The sequence below is a fragment of the Kingella sp. (in: b-proteobacteria) genome (genome assembly GCF_030527935.1).
Taxonomy (GTDB): domain Bacteria; phylum Pseudomonadota; class Gammaproteobacteria; order Burkholderiales; family Neisseriaceae; genus Kingella_B.
The window spans coordinates 1-17,432 of sequence record NZ_JAUMZV010000044.1 but is presented as its reverse complement, the minus strand read 5'-3'; the positions used below and the strand labels follow the sequence as shown (position 1 = coordinate 17,432).

Below are 17,432 nucleotides of genomic sequence, written 5' to 3'. Positions count from 1 at the left end.
CAGCCTCCATTTTGTTACTTAGAAGAAAAGTCCTCCAAAATAGCCTCCATTTTGTCCTATATGCCTAGTTTCGGTAATCTCTTGGGCAGAAGCAGTCAGGTTGTTGCTGACTAAGACCAATGGTTCTTTGCCTTCGCGTTTAACGGTAATACGGTGTAGGGTTTTGTTGTGGTAATGGTTGGGGCGGGTGCTGTTTTTCTTGTGTTTGAAGTTGCAGTCCTGATGTTTTTGAGTTGGCGCTTTGGGTTTTATCCGTGAAAACGTTGGGCTGCAACCTTTTTGTTTGGGTGGGGGATTTTTATTCCGGACAGTAGTGCGCCTGCGCGGGAATGACGGCATTTCTTGTGTTTCAGGCTGCTGTTGGGGGTTGCAAAGGTTTTCGCGTGAGTAGGGTATGACTTTGCCACACACCATTTAAGCATTGCCAAACGGTGCGTGAGCAAGCTCACACACCCTACACACCACTCGCCACAAATTTTCAGGCTGCCTAACCCTTGCTAGGCAGCCTGAAAACCATTCACGCTTTTTTCACAAATTCTGATTTCAAATTCATTGGCGTGCCGTCAATTTTGCAACCAATGTTGTGGTCACCATCTTGCAAGCGAATGCTTTTGACTTTGGTGCCTTGTTTGATGACTTGGCTGCTGCCTTTCACTTTCAAATCTTTAATCAGCACCACGCTGTCGCCGTCTTGCAATACTGCGCCGTGGGCATCTTTTACGATGGCGCTTTCATCGGCATCGGCGGCGGTTTCGCCTTCTTGCCATTCGTGGGCGCATTCGGGGCAAACGAACTGGCTGCCATCGTGGTAGGTTAAATTTGAAGTGCATTGCGGGCAGGCGGGGTAGGTCATGCGTAGTCCTTAATAATTAGTGGTGCGTTGAAATTCGGCGGCTTTGGCGCGCAGTTCGCGCAGGGCTTCGGGGTTGCCGCACAATTTGTCTTTTTTGAAGCCTGATACTTGTCCTGTGGAATGGGAAACTTCTATGCGGTAATAGGTGCAGCCGCTCAAAATATTGACATCCCAGTTGAACCAGTCTTTGTCGGTGGAAACGACTCTGCCGCCGTGGGAAATGCGTTTTGCCATGCGGATGGCGTGTTGTTCGTCGTCGGTCGCGATGCGTTGAGTTTCGGCTTGGGCGGCTAGGCTGCTGGCGAGCAAGAGTGCGGTGGCAAGCAATTTGAATTGGGGTTTCATCGTGCGTCCTTTGCGGGGTGTTGGGAAAGTGGAGAATATAACGAGACGGGCGCGGGTTGGCAAATGGGCAGCCTGAAAATGGGGCGGGATGTTGCAAAATGGGTTGTGTGTGGATGCGTTTCAGGCTGCCTTGGCAAAATCTGAAACGCTACAAGAAATAGTAAATTCTCCGTCATTCCCGCGCAGGCGGGAATCTTGGTTAAATTTATGCAATATATTGTTTTTGTATACATTTATGAATGCTTGGCAAGATTCCCGCCTACGCGGGAATGACGGCATTTCTTAGAACTTGTATTCACTATTTCCATAGGTAGATTTTATGGCATAAAAGCGTGGATACAAGGCAAAAAGCACAGCAAGGTTGGACACCTTGCGAGCATTTTTAACGCAGTAGCCGCGTTTTTAGGGCATAAAAGATACCTATGGAAATAGTGAATACAGGTTCTTAATTTTTCAGGCTGCCTTGGCAGCATCGCGTAGCATCATAGGCAGTCTGAAAACGGTTTAATCAACATCAAGGAAACGCCACCAGCGCGTAAGCCGAATGGTTGTGGATGGATTCAAAGTTTTCGCTTTCCACGGTAAACGCGGCGATGCGCGGGTCTTGTTTGAGCACGGTGGCTATGTCGCGCACCATGTCTTCCACAAATTTGGGGTTTTCGTAGGCGTGTTCGGTTACATATTTTTCATCGGGGCGTTTGAGCAAGCCGTAGAGTTGGCAGGATGCTTGGCTTTCCACCCAGTCTATCGCTTCTTCTATGGCGATTTCTTCGCGGCAATGCAGCGTGAGCGTAACGTGGGAGCGTTGGTTGTGCGCGCCGTAGTCGGAGATTTCTTTGGAGCAGGGGCATAGGCTGGTTACGGGGATGATGATTTTCAGGCTGCCTAAAAAGGCGTGGTCGCGCATTTCGCCGATTAGGGTTACATCGTAATCCAGCAGCGATAGGCAGCCTGAAACGGGGGCGGCTTTTGGGCGGAAAAAGGGAAAGGCGATGCTGATTTTGCCTGCGCTGGCTTCTAGCTTTGCCAGCATATTGCGGGTCAGAGCTTCGAGCGTGGCGAAATTGAACGCGGCACGGTGTTCTTCCATCAGGGCAACAAAGCGCGACATATGCGTGCCTTTTTGCTCGGCGGGTAGCGAGACGGTCATGCTGATGCGGGCAACGGTGGCTTGTTCGCCTGATGGGCTGTGGATGCGGATGGGGAAGCGTAGGTCTTTGATGCCAACTTGGTTGATGGGGATGTTGCGCACATCGGGCGTGCTTTGCACATCGGGCATGGGGGTCATTGAGTTATCCTTGATGGGGTCGGAATGAGAATAATGGAGTAACAATAATCGGCAGCCTGAAAATGTAAATTCGCGCACGGTATTTCATTTGAAGTGCATTTGCCTATCATTTTAGCTTCGCAACTCCGCTTCGCTACGCAGGCTGCCTAAAAGCGGCGCAAGTATATCACTATGTCTTGTTTTGAAATACAATCGCCACCTTTGATTTTCCCTTTTTCGGCAGCCTGAAAAACACTACAAACCCGTTTTAAGGCAGCCTGAAACCATCATCCATCCACAAAGGAGTCGCCATGAAATTCGCCACCCAAACCATCCATTCCGCCTACAATCCCGATGAACACAACCGCGCCCTGATGCCGCCGTTGTACCAAAACAGCATGTTCGCCATGCACGAATTGGGCGAAAACATCCCCTTTCGCTATTCGCGCCTAGCCAACCCCACACGCAAAATTTTGGAAGACACCGTTGCCGCGCTGGAACACGGCACGCACGGCTTTGCCTTTGGCAGCGGCATGGCAGCGATAGACTGCATATTCCGCACCTTCTTGCAACAGGGCGACACCATCGTAGCCGTGTCCGACATCTACGGCGGCAGCTACGACTTGCTCACCAACGTGTACGCCAAATGGGGTGTGAACGTCATCTTTGCCGATTTAACGCAGCCTGAAAACCTAGACCGCATCCTTGCCGAGCATCAAGTCAAACTGCTGTGGCTAGAAACCCCATCCAACCCGCTGCTGCGCTTGGTGGACGTTGAACTGCTGGCGCAAAAAGCCAAAGCCCACGGCGCAATCGTTGGCATAGACAACACCTTCGCCACGCCCTATTGCCAAACCCCGCTGGATTTAGGCTGCGACATCGTGTTCCACTCCGCCACCAAATACCTATGCGGGCATTCTGACGTGTTGATGGGCATCGCCGTTGTCAAAGACAGCAAACTCGCCCAACCGCTGCACACCATGATGGTGGAAACAGGCGGCATCGCAGGGCCGATGGACTGCTGGCTGGTGTTGCGCGGCATCAAAACGCTTGCCGTGCGCATGAAACAGCACTTGGAAAACGCCCACATCATCGCCGAAAAACTATGCCTCCACCCCGCCGTAGAAAAAGTGTTCTACCCCGCGCTGCCCAGCCACGAACACCACGAACTCGCCAAACGCCAAATGCGCGGCTTCGGCGGCGTGGTAACCATTTACCTGAAAAACGACACACGAGAAGCCGTGAACCAATTTATCGCCCACAGCAAACTGTTCACGCTCGCATCCAGCCTAGGCGGCGTGGAATGCTTGGTAAACCATTGCTACTCGCAATCGCACAGTGGCATGGCGCACGAAGTCAAAATTGGGCTAGGCATCAGAATCGGGCTGCTGCGCCTATCCATCGGCATTGAAGACGTGGACGATATTTACGCCGATTTAGACCAAGCGTTGAATGCCACATTGTAAGAACCTGTATTCACTATTTTCATAGGCAGATTTGATGGCATAAAAGCACGGATACAAGGCAAAAAGCACAGCAAGGTTGGACACCTTGCGAGCATTTTTAACGTGGTAGCCGCGTTTTTAGGGCATTAAAGATGCCTGAAAATAGTGAATACAGGTTCTAAGCAGGGGTAAAACAGAGCATAGGCAGCCTGAAAAGCAGAAATTGGTTTTCAGGCTGCCTAATCACTCCCCCAATCCCACCGCAAAACTATGCGATAATCGCTCCATCAACCCATTTTCAGGCTGCCTTATCATAAAAACAAAAGGCAGCCTGAAATCATTGCTTAACCAAGCCAACAAGGACACCCCATGCTTATCCACCCCCAATTCAACCCCATCGCCCTGCAACTTGGGCCGCTCGCTATCCGCTGGTATGCCCTGAGCTACATCGTTGCCTTTGCGCTGTTTATGTGGCTCGGGCGGCGGCGCATCAAGCAAGGCAACACCGCGTTCACCAACGAAATGCTAGACGACTTGCTTACCTACGGCGTGCTGGGCGTGATATTGGGCGGGCGCATCGGCTATATTTTGTTTTACAACTTGGGCGAATACATCGCCCATCCGCTCAATATGCTCAAAGTGTGGGAAGGCGGGATGTCGTTTCACGGCGGCTTTTTGGGCGTGCTGGCTGCCATGTTTTTATTTGCCAAACGGCGCGGTTTGCGCTTTTGGCAAGTGATGGATTTTGTTGCGCCGCTGGTGCCGCTTGGCTTGGCTTCGGGGCGCATCGGCAACTTTATCAACGGCGAGCTTTGGGGGCGCGTAACCAGCCCCAGCAACTTTTGGGCGATGGGCTTTCCGCAAGCTGCCGAAGCCGACCGCGCCCTTGCCGCGCAAAACCCGCAATACGCCGAATGGCTGCTGCAATGGGGCAGCCTGCCGCGCCATCCATCGCAGCTTTACCAGTTTGCGCTGGAAGGCATCGCGCTGTTTGTGATGGTGTGGCTGTTTTCCAAGAAAACACGCCCCGAAGGGCAAGTGGCAATGGTGTTTTTGGGCGGCTACGGCTTGTTCCGCTTTATCGCCGAATACGCGCGCCAGCCCGATGCCCAGCTTGGTTTGCTCACGGGCGGGATGTCTATGGGGCAATGGCTCAGCTTGCCGATGCTGGTGTTGGGCATTATTGGCTTTGTGTATTTTGGCAAACGCCAGCCTAATCATCCCAATCAAACAGGCGCAGCATAAGCGCATATTCACAATAGGCAGCCTGAAACCCCACTTTCAGGCTGCCTAAATCTAACGGAATAATCCCCATGAACACCCTACTCGTCCGCCTATCCAGCATGGGCGACCTAATCCACACCCTGCCCGCCATCACCGACCTAGCCCGCCACCGCCCCGATGTGCAATTAGACTGGCTGTGCGAAGCCGCCTTTGCCGACATCGCCCGCCTGCACCCCTTTGTCCACCGCGTGCACGAAATGCGCTGGCGACACTGGCGCAAACACCTGTTTCAGGCTGCCACCTGCCAACAAATCCGCAGCCTACAACGCACGCTCAAAGCCACCCACTACGAGCGCGTGCTAGACAGCCAAGGGCTGATTAAATCAGCCCTATTCTCCCACTTCGCCACCGCCCCCGTGCACGGGCTAGACAAACACAGCGCACGCGAACCCCTAGCCGCCCTGTTCTACCAACACCGCTATCCCGTCGCCAAAGACCAATCCGCCGTAGAACGCAACCGCCGACTGTTCGCCCAAACCTTCGGCTACGCTCCCCAAGGCGCGCCCGACTTCGGCATCGTAATCCCCGCCAGCGTTGCAGGCAGCCTGAAACTGCCTGACCGCTACCACGTCGCCCTACACGCCACCAGCCGCGACAGCAAACTCTGGGCAAGCGAAAACTGGCACGCCCTGCTCACCCAACTGCACGCCACTGACCACCTGCCTGTGCTGCTGCCGTGGGGCAACGACACCGAACACGCCCGCGCCCAAGCCATCGCCGCCCAGCTCCCTTTCGCCCAAGCCTGCCCCCCGCTCACTCTGCTGCAAGCCGCCCACCTGCTCGCCCGCGCCCGCGCCATCATCGGCGTGGACACAGGGCTGCTGCACCTTGCCAACGCCACCAACCGCCCCACCATCGGCATCTACACCGACAGCAACCCCGCCAAAACAGGCGTGCAAGAAAGCCCGTGGGCAACCAACCTTGGCAACATCGGGCAACCGCCCAGCGTGAGCGAAGTGTTCAGCGCCGTGCAACGCTGTTTGCAGAATAAAGATTTGGCGGAATGAAAAAGCAGCCTGAAAACCATTGCGAGTAGGTCGGGCATTGATGCCCGACACAGCACGCCAAAAAATGCAAAATAAAACAATAGATTGTCAATAGATTGTCGGGCATGAATGCCCGACCTACTTTGCAAAGGTTTCAAGCTGCCTTTGCCGCGCTAATCCAGCCAGCGAAATGCGCGTTTCAATTCTGCCACCACGTTGCTTTCGTAGCACCGCCCGTGGGCGAGAATGACTTTTTCAGGCTGCCATGCCAGCATTTGCGCCAAGCACGCGCGGGCGGCAGCTTTGTCTTTAAAGGTGGCGCGCCAGTCGGCGGGGGCTTTGCCGTCGGGGTCGGCGATGCCTGCGAGCTTCATTATCCGCGCCCAAAAGCGGCTGTGGAATTGGTCGGTTTCAAAGTTTTCAATCAAATCGGTGAGTATCAGCGTGCGGCTGGCGTGGTGGAAAAACACGGTTTCGGTCATCACGCGGCTGCCGGCAAACGGCATTTGCGCCAAATCGTGCGCCCATGCACTCGGCGCATCGTCGCCCAAATCGGCGGTAAACGACACGGCGATGCCCTGCTTGGCGGCTCGTTCACGCACGCCCGCGCTTGCCCATGCGCTTGCCTGCGGGTAATGCGCCTGCCACGCGGCGATGTGGGCGTAGTGGATTTTGTTGGGCGACACCAGATGGCGCACTTCGCCCAGCGCGTTGGTTTGCGCCAACAGCTTAGGCGTGGGGGCGATGGGTGAATGACACCACAAGCCGCCGTCTGATAGCCGCACGATGGTCATGCGCGTGCTGAACGGGATTTTGATGCCGAGCGGGAAAGCCATGCGGATTTCACCGCCGTCGGCAATCCAGATGTTTTTGCCGATGGGTTTGAGCAGATGCAGCGGGTGGTAAAGATAGGTGGCGGGCATGGGGGGCTCCTTGTGAATGGGGTTTCAGGCTGCCTTGGGTTTATGGCGCAAAATCGCCGTGCGCTGTTTTGTTGCCGTGGGCATCGTATTGCTCCCAGCGCGTTGCTTGCCCGCGCTCGTAATAAATACGGCTGCGCAATGCGCCATCAGGCGCGTAGCCTTGCGACCAGCCGTGCACTTGCCCGTTGGCAATGGGCGTATGCGATTGCAATCTGCCGTTGGGGTAGTACACATCCACCGCGTCCACAAACCGTCCTGCCTGCACGCGGCTTTTTAGCGTTAAGCCTGTTTGCGAGTGGGTGGTGGCATACGCGCCATCGGGTGTGCCTGCGGGGGCGAATGTGCTGGGCGCAGCGGGGTGCGGCAGCTTGGAGTGGCGGTTGGCAAGATGCACGCCGTCAAACGGCTCGCCGCCCAATGCTTCGAATAGATTAACCGCGCTTTGCTGCACGGCTTGGCAGCCTGAAAGCAGGCATAGCGCGGTGATGATAGAAAAGGCTTGCTGAATGGCGTACATGGCTTGTTTCAAAAAAACAAAACGGCATTATAAGGCAGCCTGAAAATATTTTACTGAACCGCGCTTCGTTCGTTTTCAGGCTGCCTATCCACCCCGCAAAGGAATCCCCATCATGCTAAAACAATGTCAACCAATGGTTCAAAAACCGCACCCTGCCCCACTACTTCCCGCGCAACCGTTTTGCCCAGCTCAATTTAACCACCCTGCTGCGCGATGCCCAATTTGAAACCGCCGATGAGCACGGCGAAACGCCGCTGGATGCAAAGGCAGCCTGAAACACGAAACAGATAAGCCATCGCCCGCACGCTGCTGACACATTCTGACACCCGCTCCGTGTATCATCACGTTTTTCCCCCAACCCAAGAAAGGCAACACCATGAAAAACCTTACCCTTTACACCGTCCCCAAATCGCGCGGCATCAGCGTGGTCTGGATGCTCAAAGAATGCGGCGCGGCGTTTGACACCGTGCTGCTTTCCTTCGGCGACACCATCAAATCCGCCGACTATCTTGCCATCAACCCGATGGGCAAAGTGCCCGCGCTCAAAGCAGACGACACCGTCATCACCGAAGCCGCCGCCATCGTTACCTTTCTTGCCGAGCAGTTTCCCGAACGCAAGCTGATTCCCGCCGCCGATAGCCTAGCGCGGGGCGAATACTACCGCTGGCTCTGCTTTGCCATCAATTTGGAATACGCCGCGTTTGACCGTCTCTTCCAAGTCCCCAGCGATGAACAACGGCGCACAAGCATCGGCTACGGCGATTTGGACACCGCCTTCGGCGCATTGCGCGAACATCTGGCGCAGCATGAATTTATCGTTGGCAACCAATTTTCCGCGCTGGACATCTACTACACCATGCTGCTGACGCAGTTTACCCGCATGAAGCCCGTGGCAGGCATCGCCTGCGACGTGTTTGATGCCTACATCGCCCGCCACACCGCCCGAACCGCCTTTGGCGAAACGATGGCTTGGGTGGAAAAGGAAATGGCGAAGCAGGGATAAGGCGGTAAGATAGGATAGAAAATAGGCAGCCTGAAAAGCGAAATTTGGCTTTTCAGGCTGCCTAATTGCACAGTTCGCAGGATGGGCAACTCATTGCCCACCATCGCCGTTATGGCTCACTCAACATATTTTCAGGCTGCCTAATTGTGCAAACAACGGCAGCCTGAAAAATCAAATAAGCCATCAAACCACAACGCATCGCCCCATCCCCCATTCAACCAAAATCTTTCGCCAGCGCACGGCTTGCCAGCAAGCCGTAGGGAGCGCGGATTAGCTTTTCAGGCTACCCATCATTTGTGCCCGCGTTCACGCGCCACATATCTTTTCAGGCTGCCTTTGCACGCGGGGCAATCGTATAATTGGCAATGTTTTCATACAAATCACCGCACAGATTGCTTACCACAGTAAGGTAGCCTGAAACCCAATCCAACGCAAAAAAGGAAACCATATGAAATCGTTGAAAACCGCCATTCTCGCCGTTTCTCTAATACTCGCCACCGCCGTCCACGCCGAAGGCAATCCCTACCGCCAAAGCTACGGCACATGGGAAGCCATTTCCCCCGATGGCGCAGAACGCTTCGTTATCGGCAAACACGGCTTTGAAAAATTTGCCCACGTCGCGCCCAACTGCCGCAACAAGAAAAACGGTTATTTGCACCAAGCCGACTGGATAAGCGGCAAAGCACTCGCGCAAGACATTCGCGAGAGCATGGAAGACGATGCAGAAAACGAAGCCTACGCCCGCCCCTTGCGCAATATTTTGAAAAAAATCAGCCCCAGCAAAAAATACCTGCAAATTGGTTTATCGTTAAGCTGTGCGGATGGCTATACGGCATTTATCCAAATCACGCCAAACGAAGCATTGAAACTGGAAGCCGCGCCCGATGGTTTTTACACCCCCGTGCGGCGCGTGAAATAACGCCATGCCAATGCAAAGGCAGCCTGAAAACGCGTGGTGTATCGTTTCAGGCCGCCTTTCTGTTTCGGCAAGATAGAGCTACAAACGGTTGAACTACGGCGGGGTGCAGGGGCTTGCCCCTGCTCGTGGTAGGCGGCGAAACGCCTGCGCTGGCAAAAAATAATCCAAGCGCAAAGGCAGCCTGAAATGCCCTGCACCATTTTCAGGCTGCCTTTGCCCCATAGTGCAACGTATAATCGCATCGCTTGCATTCAAGCCCCAACACAAGCTGTCCGCCCCAAAGGCAGCCTGAAATATCCCCAACCAACCCACCCCACACCAAAGCAGCCTGAAAATGCCCAACCCCCCGCTTACCGAATTTAGCTTTATCCGCCGCCATCTCGCCATCCCCCAGCCGCACGACCCCGACTTGCTGCTCGGCATTGGCGACGATGCCGCCATCATCCGCCCCCGAGCGGGCTTTGACCTATGTTTCAGCAGCGATATGCTGCTGGCGGGTCGCCACTTCTTCCCGCACGACCCGCCCGAAGCCATCGCCCACAAAATTCTCGCCACCAACATCTCCGACATCGCCGCCATGGGCGGGCAACCGCGCTGGGTGCTGCTCAGCGCAGCCCTGCCCGAGCTTAACGAGCCGTGGCTGCAAGCCTTTTCAGATTGCCTATTTGCCACCCTGCGCCAATACGGCATCACGCTTATCGGCGGCGACACCACCCAAGGCAATCTGGCGTTTAACGTTGCCATCACGGGCGAGTTGCCCGCAGGCAAAGCCTTGCGCCGCAGCGGTGCGCAGCAAGGCGACGACATTTGGGTGTCGGGGCAAATTGGGCTGGCTGCCGCCGCGCTGCACCATATTTGGGGCAACATCAGGCTGCCTGAAACGCTGTTCACCCGCTGCGAAGCCGCCCGCCTGCGCCCTACCCCGCGCGTTGCCCTTGGGCAAGCCATTTTGCCCTTTGCCACAGCCGCCCAAGACATCTCCGATGGGCTTGCCCAAGACATCGGGCATATACTTGCCGCATCCCACGCCAGCGCAGAGCTGTTTGCCCACGCCGTGCCCACCCTGCCCGCGCTGCGCCAAGCCCTGCCCGAAGCCACGCTCCACGAGCTCACCTTTACGGGCGGCGACGACTACGAACTGCTGTTTACCGCCCCGCCCAGCCATCGCCACAACATCCAAGCCGCCGCCCAAGCCGCGCAAACGCCCGTGCAACGCATCGGCAAAATCACCCATTCAGGCAGCCTGAAAATCCTAAACGCCCACGGCGATGAAATCCACCTTGCCCGCAAAGGGTTTGACCACTTTGCCACGGCGTAAAGACGTGCCAGTATGCAAAGGCAGCCTGAAAACCAAAAAACAGCCGTTTATCGCAAACGGCTGTTTCTTATACAACACAGCATAAAGCATTCAAACCCACATCAATCCTCGCCCCACACCTCGGCGGCGATTTCTTCCACCAGCTTCACTTTCGCCCATTGCTGCGCTTCAGTCATGATGTTGCCCTCTTCGGTGGACGCAAAGCCGCATTGTGGCGACAGGGCAAGCTGTTGCAATGGCACGATTTTTGCCGCTTCGGCGATGCGGGCTTTGACAGCGGCTTTGTCTTCCAATTCGGGGAATTTGGATGTAATCAAGCCCAGCACAATGCGTCCTTTGTGCGGGTTGTCGTTGAAGTATTTGAGCGGTTCAAAGCCGCCTGCGCGGTCGGTGTCGTATTCCAAAAAATAGCCGTCGTAGGCAGTCTGCCCGAATAGCTCGGGGGCAACGGGGTCGTATGCGCCGCTGAGCAGATAGGATGATTTGTAGTTGCCACGGCAAACGTGGGTGGTAATGGTCATGTCGGCGGGTTTGTCTGCCAAGATGGCTTGGATGTTTTCCAGCGCGATTTGTTTGCTGCCTTCAAAGTCAAAATCTTCTTTGCCGTAGTTGTTGCACAGCGTGCCCCAGTACACATCATCGATTTGCAAATAGCGGCAGCCTGCTTGGTAAAACGCGCGGATGGCATCTTTATAGGCTTGACGCACGTCTTGGGCAAAGGCTTGTTTGCTTGCATACACGCCTGTGTCCCAGATAAAGGGATACATCAGCTGGTTGGGGCTGGGGATGGTGTATTTGACGATGCCGCGGTTGCCGACAATTTTGGCCAGCGATTGATAATGCTGGATAAAGGGATGGTTTTCGTTCCAAGATACTTTGCCGCAGCAGCGGGTGTTGTATTTGCGAACTTCGGTGTTTTTAAAGGCGTAGGCTTGCTCGGGGATAAAGCCTTCTATGCCGTTTAGGTTTTCTAGGAAATCTATGTGCCACCACGAGCGGCGAAATTCGCCATCGGTGATGACTTGGATGCCTGCGTCTAGCTGGTCTTGCACCAGTTTGGCGATTTCTTGGTCTTCTATTTGGGTGAGCGCGTCGCGGTTGATTTTGCCTGCGGCAAAGTCGGCGCGGGCTTGTTTGAGCGCGGCGGTGCGCAGGTAACTGCCAACGGTGTCGGCGTGTAGGGGCAGGGTTTTGCTCATAAAGCGTTCCTTTTTATGGTTGGAGAATAGGGAGCAGAATGTTAAAACAAGTTAAGACTGTTCGCAAATGGTAATGCGGGGTGTGGTGGGTGTTAAGGCAGCCTGAAAATGCGTTTTAGCTTCGCTGAAACTCGCTTCGCTCGTTTTCAGGCTGCCTGATGCCATCCGCGCTGGTACAATCCGCTATCCTTTTCGCTTCGCCACGCCGCTGGGCTTTTAGTTTCACCACTCTGCTGCGCTACGCGGGCTGCCCCAATCCCCCTTTCTCTTGTTCACAAAGGAACACACCATGAAACACCTTTCCACCCAATCGCCCACTTTCCAGCAAGAGCTGCAAGCTCTGCTTGCCTTTGAAACCGCGCAAGACCCGAAAATAGACCAAATCGTTGCCGATATTTGCGCCGATGTGCAACAGCGCGGCGACGCGGCGGTGCTGGAATACACCAACCGTTTTGACGGCACGCAAGCGCAAACAATGGCAGATTTAACCCTGTCGCAAGACGATTTAAAAGTCGCGTTTTTCAGGCTGCCTGAAAACGTGCAAGCCGCGCTGAAAACCGCTGCCGAGCGCGTAGAAAGCTATCATCAACACCAAAAACAAGCATCGTGGAGCTACACCGATGCCGATGGCACGCTGCTGGGGCAGCAAATCACGCCGCTAGACCGTGTGGGGATTTATGTTCCAGGGGGCAAGGCGGCGTATCCCAGCAGCGTGATTATGAACGCCATGCCCGCGCATGTGGCAGGCGTGCCCGAAATCATCATGGTTGTGCCCACGCCGCAGGGCGAGCGCAACGACATCGTGCTGGCGGCGGCGTATATCGCAGGTGTAACCAAAGTGTTCACCATCGGCGGGGCGCAAGCCGTTGCCGCGCTGGCGTATGGCACGCAAACCGTGCCGCAAGTGGACAAAATCACAGGGCCGGGCAACGCCTTTGTTGCCGCCGCCAAACGTCGCGTGTTTGGCGTGGTGGGGATTGATATGGTGGCAGGCCCGAGCGAGATTTTGGTGATTGCCGATGGCAGCACGCCCGCCGATTGGGTGGCGATGGATTTGTTTAGCCAAGCCGAACACGACGAAATCGCCCAAGCCATTTTAATCGCCACATCGCAAGATTATCTCAACGAAATTCAGGCTGCCATGACGCGCCTGATGCCCACCATGCCGCGCCGCGCGATTATTGAAGCCAGCCTAGGCAATCGCGGCGCAATGATTTTGGCAAAAGATTTAGACGAAGCCTGCGCCATCGCCAACTACATCGCGCCCGAGCATCTGGAATTATCGGTAGAAAACGCCGCCGCATGGGCGCAAAAAATCCGCCACGCAGGCGCGATTTTCATGGGACGCTACACCAGCGAAAGTTTGGGCGACTACTGCGCCGGCCCCAATCATGTGTTGCCCACCAGCCGCACCGCGCGGTTTTCATCGCCCTTGGGCACATACGATTTCCAAAAACGCAGCAGCCTGATTCAAGTATCCGAACAAGGCGCGCAAACGCTCGGCAAAATCGCCAGCGTATTGGCGCACGGCGAAAGTTTAACCGCCCACGCGCGGGCGGCAGAGTTTCGCTTGAAGGATTGAGCGGGGTTAGGCAGCCTGAAAAGTATGCTGGCTTGATTATGGTTGATGGCAAGCAGTATGGGTTAAAACTTCTGCAATCTGTTCCTTCTCCCGCTGGCGGGGGAAGGCTAGGATGGGGGTGGTAGGTGGATTAAACAGCCGCCCCACCCTAACCCGCCAGCAGGAGCGGAGACGGCAGTGCAGCATACTTTTTAGAACACCACCTAACGTTTAAAGGCAGCCTGAAAACAAAACCGTTTGCTGTGGTGGAAAACGGTTTTTTGCTGGTGGGATTGAGTTTCAGGCTGCCTTTATTGCCACCCCCATTTTCATGCTGCCTGTAACAAATCAACAAAAGCAGCCTGAAACTTGCCAACACCCCACCTAAAGAGTATCTTCACGCTTTTTAACAAACATTGTTCACCCACCCACGAAAGGAACACCATGACACGCGAAGTCCCCGCCGTATTCGGCAGCGTATTCCACCCCGAAATGCCCGTTATCGCCTTTGAAAACGGCGCATGGCAGCCTACCCGCTGGCAATCCAGCAGCGAATTTACCCTTGCCCCAGGGGCGCACAGCCTGCACTACGGCAGCGAATGCTTTGAAGGGCTCAAAGCCTTCCGCCACGCCGATGACAGCATCCACCTATTCCGCCCCAATATGAACATCGCCCGCATGCGCCAAAGCGCGCGCCTGCTGCATTTGCCCGTGCCCGAAACCGAGCCTTTTCAGGCTGCCTTGGTTGAACTGGTGCGCCGCGCCAGCGACATCATTCCCGATGCGCCCGCCTCGCTCTATCTGCGCCCCACGCTTATCGGCACCGACCCCGTTATCGGCAAGGCCGCCACGCCATCAGCCAACGCGCTGCTCTATATTCTCGCCTCCCCCGTGGGCGATTATTTTAAAGTTGGCTCGCCCATGAAGCTGTTGGTGGAAACCGAACACGCCCGCTGCGCGCCTCACATGGGGCGCATCAAATGCGGCGGCAACTACGCCTCCGCGCTGGCGTGGGTGCTCAAAGCCAAAGAAGAACACGGCGCCAACCAAGTGCTGTTCTGCCCCAATGGCGACGTGCAAGAAACCGCCGCCGCCAACTTCGCGCTGATTCACGGCAACGAAATTATCACCAAACCGCTCACCAGCGAATTCTTGCACGGCGTAACGCGCGATTCGGTTTTAACCGTTGCCACCGATTTGGGCTACACCATCAGCGAGCGCAACTTCACCGTCGCCGAGCTTAAAGCCGCCGTAGAACAAGGCGCGGAAGGCATCCTAACAGGCACAGCCGCCGTCATCTCGCCCGTTACCAGCTTTGTGATTGACGGCAAAGAAATCCCCGCTGCCAGCACCGAGCGCGGCACTGCCATCCGCAAAGCCGTTACCGACATTCAATTTGGCTTGGCAGCAGACAAATACGACTGGTTGGTGCGCGTGTAAACCTTGTCCACACGATTATGATTAGCCAACGTCATCAAGGCAGCCTGAAAATGTATTTTCCATTTTCAGGCTGCCTTTTTATTTTCGACTACTGTCCGCGCAAAAACAGCGCGTCCAAATCTGCCAGCCCCAGCTTCACCCAAGTGGGTCGCCCGTGGTTGCATTGGTTGCTGCGCGGGGTGGCTTCCATATCGCGCAGCAGGGCGTTCATTTCGGGCAGCGTGAGCTGTCGCCCCGCGCGGATGGAGCCGTGGCACGCCATCGTGCCCAAAATCTGATTTTCTTTGGCTTCAATGGTTTGGCTGCTGCCCACCGCTGCCAGTTCGCGCAACACATCGCGTGCCAGCGCGGCAACGTCCGCCTTGCCCAGCATCTGCGGCACGGCGCGCACGGCAATCTGCCCGTTGCCCAAATTCGCCAAATCCAAGCCGTATTGCGCCAGCTCGGCGGCGTAGTCGGCGAGCGCGGCAAGCTCGTTGTGCGTGGCTTCAAAGGCGACGGGAATCAGCAGCATTTGCGTTTTCAGGCTGCCTGATGCGCCGCGCTGGGCTTTCATTTTTTCGTAGTTCACGCGCTCGGCGGCGGCGTGCATATCCACCAAAATCAAGCTGTCCGCCGCCTGCGCCAGCACATAAATTCCCAAAAGCTGCGCGATAGCAAAACCCAGCGGATAGGCGTTTTCAGGCTGCCTATCGGGCTGTCCATCGGCTTGCACGGGCGGTGCAAACGCGGGTAAATCGTCATCATCGCGGTAAAGCTCGGCATAGGCGCGCAAAGCGGCGCGGTTTTCGTTGAGCGATAACGGGCGTTGTTGCGGCGCGCGCGCGGCGGCTTGATACGTCATCGGCGCGGATTTGGGGCTGCCTGAACCACTTGAACCATTTGAACCATTTGCAACGGCGTGGGCAGCGGGCGTTTCCGTTTTCAGGCTGCCTGAAAACAAGGCGGCATCGGCGGCAGCATCGGGCGCAGCATTAAGGCGCGGTGCATCGGTGGCAAAACGCTGCTGCAAAATCGCGCCCGCATTGCTCACGCTTTCGGTCACATCGGCACGGGTTTCGGCTAACGCCTTGTTTAGCGCGTGAAAAATCATCTGATGCACCGCTTGGCTGTCACGGAAACGGATTTCGGTTTTTGTGGGATGCACGTTCACATCCACCTGCTCGGGCGGCAAATCCAAAAACAGCGCAAACGCGGGCGTGATTTGATGGTGCAACACATCGCGATACGCCTGCTTCACCGCGTGCAGCATCACCTTATCACGCACAAAGCGGTTGTTTACAAAGAAAAATTGCTTGTCGCTTTTGCCCTGCGCAAAGGTGGGCTTGGAGATAAAACCGCGCAACGCCATCTCGCCCGCGTGGCAATCAATCGGCAAGGATGCAACCTGAAACGCCGCGCCCACAATCGCCGCCACGCGCTCGGGCAAGGGCTGCGCGGGGTAATCAAACACCGCTTTGCCGTTGTTTTTTAACGAGAACGCCACGGCGGGGTTCGCCAGAGCCAGCCGCTCCAACATGGTGGCGCAATGCGCGTATTCGGTGTTTTCCGATTTCAAAAACTTGCGCCGCGCGGGCGTGTTGAAAAACAGCTCGGCGATTTCAATCGTGGTGCCGACTGGGTGCGCGGCGGCGGCAATCTCGCCCACTGCGCCATCCACCGCGCGGATTTGGTGCGCGTGGGCATTGTGCGCGGTGCGGCTGGTGAGCGTGAGCCGCGACACGGATGCGATGCTCGCCAGCCCTTCGCCGCGAAACCCCATGCTTTTAACGTGTTCCAAATCGGCTAAGTTTTTGATTTTGCTGGTGGCATGGCGCGACAGCGCGAGCGGCAAATCGTCCGCTTCCATGCCGCAACCGTTGTCGCACACGCGCAAAAGTTTGATGCCGCCGCCCGCGATGTCCACGCTGATTTGCGTTGCGCCCGCGTCTAGGCTGTTTTCCACGATTTCTTTGAGCGCGTTGGCGGGGCGTTCCACCACTTCGCCTGCGGCAATTTGGTTGATAAGATGGCTGGGGAGAAATTGAATGATGGACATGGTGTGAATGGGGGCTGACAGAAGTGGGCGGATTATAGCAAAGGCAGCCTGAAACATGGCGGGGCTAGGGTCTATTGAATACGCTATTTGGCGACGAGCCGTCGCTGCTCTATTTTAGGTTTTCAGGCTGCTTGATGACTGTTTACAAGGCAGCCTGAAAACAAAACGCTTGATGTTTTGCTCAATATTTTTGGTCGGCTGGATGGGTTTTCAGGCTGCCTAACTCTCCAAAAATGTTTAATGCTGCTGCCCACTCCCCTACGTCCAGCCGAACGGAGCATCCTTTTTTCGGGAAAAAGCGTGCGCTTGTCCGACGGCGCACGAAGTGCGGCTA

Annotated in this window: 20 protein-coding genes; 8 read left to right on the top strand and 12 right to left on the bottom strand. The window is 55.7% G+C overall.

The window, feature by feature from the left end; translation table 11 throughout:
* Positions 1 to 18: 18 nt before the first annotated feature.
* From Q4A85_RS11575 to folE2, 5 genes are all read right to left on the bottom strand, one after another.
* Entirely contained in the window at positions 19 to 414 is a 396-nt protein-coding gene (locus Q4A85_RS11575; RefSeq protein ID WP_303110517.1) for a hypothetical protein, read from the bottom strand.
* Between the two features lie 103 nt (positions 415 to 517).
* Positions 518 to 853 carry a zinc ribbon domain-containing protein YjdM gene (locus tag Q4A85_RS11570; protein ID WP_303110515.1) on the bottom strand — a complete coding sequence of 112 codons (336 nt, stop codon included), beginning with the start codon at positions 851 to 853 and terminating at the stop codon, positions 518 to 520.
* 9 nt (positions 854 to 862) lie between these two features.
* Positions 863 to 1,198: a hypothetical protein gene (locus Q4A85_RS11565; RefSeq protein ID WP_303110513.1), complete on the bottom strand. Its 336-nt coding sequence runs from the start codon at positions 1,196 to 1,198 to the stop codon at positions 863 to 865.
* A complete protein-coding gene (locus tag Q4A85_RS11560; RefSeq protein WP_303110512.1) occupies positions 1,195 to 1,374 on the bottom strand; it encodes a hypothetical protein in 180 nt (59 codons plus the stop codon). The genes Q4A85_RS11565 and Q4A85_RS11560 overlap by 4 nt, the downstream gene beginning before the upstream one ends.
* Before the next feature lie 338 nt (positions 1,375 to 1,712).
* Positions 1,713 to 2,486 (bottom strand): GTP cyclohydrolase FolE2, encoded by a 774-nt coding sequence (gene folE2, locus Q4A85_RS11555; protein WP_303110521.1) that lies wholly within the window; start codon positions 2,484 to 2,486, stop codon positions 1,713 to 1,715.
* A 290-nt stretch (positions 2,487 to 2,776) separates the two neighbouring features.
* On the opposite strand from folE2, the gene Q4A85_RS11550 reads away from it, so the two are divergent.
* The 3 genes from Q4A85_RS11550 to waaC all read left to right on the top strand — a co-directional run bounded on the left by Q4A85_RS11550 (position 2,777) and on the right by waaC (position 6,201).
* Entirely contained in the window at positions 2,777 to 3,931 is a 1,155-nt protein-coding gene (locus Q4A85_RS11550) for a PLP-dependent aspartate aminotransferase family protein (RefSeq protein ID WP_303110511.1), read from the top strand.
* A gap of 348 nt (positions 3,932 to 4,279) precedes the next feature.
* Positions 4,280 to 5,155 carry a prolipoprotein diacylglyceryl transferase gene (gene lgt, locus Q4A85_RS11545; RefSeq protein ID WP_303110509.1) on the top strand — a complete coding sequence of 292 codons (876 nt, stop codon included), beginning with the start codon at positions 4,280 to 4,282 and terminating at the stop codon, positions 5,153 to 5,155.
* Positions 5,156 to 5,223: 68 nt separating this feature from the next.
* Positions 5,224 to 6,201 (top strand): lipopolysaccharide heptosyltransferase I, encoded by a 978-nt coding sequence (gene waaC, locus Q4A85_RS11540; protein WP_303110507.1) that lies wholly within the window; start codon positions 5,224 to 5,226, stop codon positions 6,199 to 6,201.
* 152 nt (positions 6,202 to 6,353) lie between these two features.
* Here waaC and Q4A85_RS11535 read toward each other — a convergent pair whose 3' ends face one another.
* From Q4A85_RS11535 to Q4A85_RS11525, 3 genes are all read right to left on the bottom strand, one after another.
* A complete protein-coding gene (locus Q4A85_RS11535; RefSeq protein ID WP_303110506.1) occupies positions 6,354 to 7,103 on the bottom strand; it encodes a DUF4336 domain-containing protein in 750 nt (249 codons plus the stop codon).
* Positions 7,104 to 7,143: 40 nt separating this feature from the next.
* Complete coding sequence (locus Q4A85_RS11530) at positions 7,144 to 7,632, bottom strand: toxin-antitoxin system YwqK family antitoxin (RefSeq protein ID WP_303110504.1); 489 nt, start codon at positions 7,630 to 7,632, stop codon at positions 7,144 to 7,146.
* A 182-nt stretch (positions 7,633 to 7,814) separates the two neighbouring features.
* Positions 7,815 to 7,946 carry a hypothetical protein gene (locus tag Q4A85_RS11525; RefSeq protein WP_303110502.1) on the bottom strand — a complete coding sequence of 44 codons (132 nt, stop codon included), beginning with the start codon at positions 7,944 to 7,946 and terminating at the stop codon, positions 7,815 to 7,817.
* A gap of 50 nt (positions 7,947 to 7,996) precedes the next feature.
* Between Q4A85_RS11525 and Q4A85_RS11520 the strand changes: the two genes are divergently transcribed.
* A complete protein-coding gene (locus Q4A85_RS11520) occupies positions 7,997 to 8,623 on the top strand; it encodes a glutathione S-transferase family protein (protein ID WP_303110501.1) in 627 nt (208 codons plus the stop codon).
* 448 nt (positions 8,624 to 9,071) lie between these two features.
* The gene (locus Q4A85_RS11515; RefSeq protein ID WP_303110499.1) at positions 9,072 to 9,542 is read left to right on the top strand and encodes a transcriptional regulator; all 471 of its coding nucleotides are present in this window, start codon (positions 9,072 to 9,074) and stop codon (positions 9,540 to 9,542) included.
* Here the strand turns inward: Q4A85_RS11515 and Q4A85_RS11510 are convergent.
* Complete coding sequence (locus Q4A85_RS11510) at positions 9,515 to 9,784, bottom strand: hypothetical protein (protein WP_303110498.1); 270 nt, start codon at positions 9,782 to 9,784, stop codon at positions 9,515 to 9,517. The genes Q4A85_RS11515 and Q4A85_RS11510 overlap by 28 nt on opposite strands.
* 92 nt (positions 9,785 to 9,876) lie before the next feature.
* Between Q4A85_RS11510 and thiL the strand changes: the two genes are divergently transcribed.
* On the top strand, positions 9,877 to 10,860 hold the full coding sequence (thiL, locus tag Q4A85_RS11505) for a thiamine-phosphate kinase (protein WP_303110496.1): 984 nt from the start codon (positions 9,877 to 9,879) through the stop codon (positions 10,858 to 10,860).
* Between the two features lie 101 nt (positions 10,861 to 10,961).
* Here thiL and Q4A85_RS11500 read toward each other — a convergent pair whose 3' ends face one another.
* Positions 10,962 to 12,059: a 5-methyltetrahydropteroyltriglutamate--homocysteine S-methyltransferase gene (locus tag Q4A85_RS11500; protein ID WP_303110495.1), complete on the bottom strand. Its 1,098-nt coding sequence runs from the start codon at positions 12,057 to 12,059 to the stop codon at positions 10,962 to 10,964.
* Positions 12,060 to 12,348: 289 nt separating this feature from the next.
* Between Q4A85_RS11500 and hisD the strand changes: the two genes are divergently transcribed.
* Both hisD and ilvE read left to right on the top strand, forming a co-directional pair.
* On the top strand, positions 12,349 to 13,641 hold the full coding sequence (gene hisD / locus Q4A85_RS11495; protein ID WP_303110493.1) for a histidinol dehydrogenase: 1,293 nt from the start codon (positions 12,349 to 12,351) through the stop codon (positions 13,639 to 13,641).
* 372 nt (positions 13,642 to 14,013) lie between these two features.
* Positions 14,014 to 15,060 (top strand): branched-chain-amino-acid transaminase, encoded by a 1,047-nt coding sequence (gene ilvE / locus Q4A85_RS11490; protein WP_303110518.1) that lies wholly within the window; start codon positions 14,014 to 14,016, stop codon positions 15,058 to 15,060.
* An 88-nt stretch (positions 15,061 to 15,148) separates the two neighbouring features.
* Here the strand turns inward: ilvE and mutL are convergent, their stop codons facing one another.
* Both mutL and Q4A85_RS11480 read right to left on the bottom strand, forming a co-directional pair.
* Positions 15,149 to 17,098, bottom strand: coding sequence for a DNA mismatch repair endonuclease MutL (gene mutL, locus Q4A85_RS11485; RefSeq protein WP_303110491.1), 1,950 nt, complete (start codon positions 17,096 to 17,098; stop codon positions 15,149 to 15,151).
* 181 nt (positions 17,099 to 17,279) lie between these two features.
* Complete coding sequence (locus tag Q4A85_RS11480; RefSeq protein WP_303110489.1) at positions 17,280 to 17,420, bottom strand: hypothetical protein; 141 nt, start codon at positions 17,418 to 17,420, stop codon at positions 17,280 to 17,282.
* Between the last annotated feature and the right edge of the window lie 12 nt (positions 17,421 to 17,432).

Bases quoted from the DNA above. Each gene is read 5' to 3' on its own strand.
- Q4A85_RS11510 (WP_303110498.1), bottom strand. From the start codon at position 9,784: ATGCGATTATACGTTGCACTATGGGGCAAAGGCAGCCTGAAAATGGTG.
- Q4A85_RS11560 (WP_303110512.1), bottom strand. From the start codon at position 1,374: ATGACGGAGAATTTACTATTTCTTGTAGCGTTTCAGATTTTGCCAAGG.
- thiL (WP_303110496.1), top strand. From the start codon at position 9,877: ATGCCCAACCCCCCGCTTACCGAATTTAGCTTTATCCGCCGCCATCTC.
- hisD (WP_303110493.1), top strand. From the start codon at position 12,349: ATGAAACACCTTTCCACCCAATCGCCCACTTTCCAGCAAGAGCTGCAA.
- waaC (WP_303110507.1), top strand. From the start codon at position 5,224: ATGAACACCCTACTCGTCCGCCTATCCAGCATGGGCGACCTAATCCAC.
- mutL (WP_303110491.1), bottom strand. From the start codon at position 17,098: ATGTCCATCATTCAATTTCTCCCCAGCCATCTTATCAACCAAATTGCC.
- Q4A85_RS11570 (WP_303110515.1), bottom strand. From the start codon at position 853: ATGACCTACCCCGCCTGCCCGCAATGCACTTCAAATTTAACCTACCAC.
- Q4A85_RS11550 (WP_303110511.1), top strand. From the start codon at position 2,777: ATGAAATTCGCCACCCAAACCATCCATTCCGCCTACAATCCCGATGAA.
- Q4A85_RS11520 (WP_303110501.1), top strand. From the start codon at position 7,997: ATGAAAAACCTTACCCTTTACACCGTCCCCAAATCGCGCGGCATCAGC.
- Q4A85_RS11500 (WP_303110495.1), bottom strand. From the start codon at position 12,059: ATGAGCAAAACCCTGCCCCTACACGCCGACACCGTTGGCAGTTACCTG.
- Q4A85_RS11535 (WP_303110506.1), bottom strand. From the start codon at position 7,103: ATGCCCGCCACCTATCTTTACCACCCGCTGCATCTGCTCAAACCCATC.
- Q4A85_RS11565 (WP_303110513.1), bottom strand. From the start codon at position 1,198: ATGAAACCCCAATTCAAATTGCTTGCCACCGCACTCTTGCTCGCCAGC.
- Q4A85_RS11515 (WP_303110499.1), top strand. From the start codon at position 9,072: ATGAAATCGTTGAAAACCGCCATTCTCGCCGTTTCTCTAATACTCGCC.
- Q4A85_RS11575 (WP_303110517.1), bottom strand. From the start codon at position 414: ATGGTGTGTGGCAAAGTCATACCCTACTCACGCGAAAACCTTTGCAAC.
- lgt (WP_303110509.1), top strand. From the start codon at position 4,280: ATGCTTATCCACCCCCAATTCAACCCCATCGCCCTGCAACTTGGGCCG.
- folE2 (WP_303110521.1), bottom strand. From the start codon at position 2,486: ATGACCCCCATGCCCGATGTGCAAAGCACGCCCGATGTGCGCAACATC.